This window comes from Kitasatospora sp. NPDC048407 (assembly GCF_043200475.1).
Lineage (GTDB): Bacteria > Actinomycetota > Actinomycetes > Streptomycetales > Streptomycetaceae > Kitasatospora.
Window position 1 is genome coordinate 1 of sequence record NZ_JBICXW010000053.1, and the last position, 1,369, is coordinate 1,369.

The 1,369-nt window shown below is 67.7% G+C and carries 2 protein-coding genes; both read left to right on the plus strand.

Annotated features, from left to right (window positions below):
- The first annotated feature begins 105 nt into the window (after window positions 1-105).
- Window positions 106-960 carry an IS5 family transposase gene (locus tag ACGFWJ_RS36190; RefSeq protein ID WP_392957004.1) on the plus strand — a complete coding sequence of 285 codons (855 nt, stop codon included), beginning with the start codon at window positions 106-108 and terminating at the stop codon, window positions 958-960.
- Window positions 957-1,355, plus strand: a complete 399-nt coding sequence (locus tag ACGFWJ_RS36195; RefSeq protein WP_392957006.1) for a hypothetical protein — start codon at window positions 957-959, stop codon at window positions 1,353-1,355. The genes ACGFWJ_RS36190 and ACGFWJ_RS36195 overlap by 4 nt, the downstream gene beginning before the upstream one ends.
- Window positions 1,356-1,369: the final 14 nt, after the last annotated feature.

The window sequence follows — 1,369 nt, forward strand, 5'->3', positions numbered from 1 at the left end:
TGAGTGGACGTTAAGTCCCCTTTCTCTGGGTTCGTGATCGCTCGTTCGTGTGAACGTCAGCCGAACTGGCGTGCCGGTCGGGGCTCGGGTGATGTTCTGCGGCGCATGGACAGGCGGGCGTATCCGAGCGACTTATCGGACGAGCAGTGGGCGTTGATCGAGCCGATGATCACGGCCTGGAAGCAGGACCGGGTGGCGCGGTCGGCTACCGGGGATCCGGGGGCCGGTGACCTGCGGGAGATCGTGAACGCGGTATTCTACCAGAACCGGACGGGCTGTCAGTGGCGCTACCTGCCCCATGACCTGCCGTCCTGGTCAGCGGTGTTCTACTACTTCACGCTGTGGCGCCAGGACGGGCTCGACCAGCGGATCCAGGAACTCCTGCGCTGCCAGGTGAGGGAGAAGGCCCGCCGATTAGAGGACCCGTCCCTCGTGATCATCGACACCCAGTCCGTCCGCGCGGCGGCCGGTGTTCCGAAGACCACGACGGGACTGGACGCGAACAAGAAGGTGTCGGGCCGCAAGCGGGGGCTGGCCGTGGACGTCATGGGGCTGATCATCGGTGTCGTCGTCCTGGCCGCCTCCGCCCACGACAACGCCGCCGGCACCGCCCTGCTCGACCAGGCCGCCGAGCGGTGCGGGATGCGTCTGGAGAAGGCCCTGGTGGACCAGGGCTTCAAGGACGAGGTCGTCATCCACGGCGCTTTGCTGGACATCGACGTCGAGGTCGTCCGCCGCAACCCGGCCGACCAGGGCAAGGGCTTCGTCCCGCAGTCGAAGCGGTGGGTGGTGGAGCAGACGAACGGCACGCTGATGCTGCATCGGCGCCTCGCTCGCGAGTACGACCACCGGCCCGACACCTCCGCCTCACGCGTCTACTGGGCCTCCACCGCCAACATGGCCCGCCGCCTCACCACACCCGCCCTCACCTGGCGCGACACCCTCGGACTGGCCGCGTGAACCTCGCCGAACTCCTGGCAGACCTCCGGACCCGGCAGGACGAGGCCACCGCCCGGGCCACTGAACTACGCGCCCGGATCGAAGAGCTCGCCGCCGACCTGGCCGAGGCCGAAATGCGGCTCACGGACCTGGCCACCGCCCGAAAGATCATCGCGGAGATCACGCCGGCAGGGACCGAACCCGAACCACCCGAGACGAACACCACCTACCAGGCCATCGTGAACGCCTTCAACCAGCACCCCGACCAGGAATTCCGGGCACGCGAGCTGCACGAGCTCCTCGGCATGCCCACCGACGAGGCGTCCGTCAACATCACCCGCAGCCGCCTCGGACGCCTCACTCGCCAAGGCTTCCTCACCCAACCTGGACGAGGCCGCTACCAGAAACGGACTTAACGTCCACTGAGAGC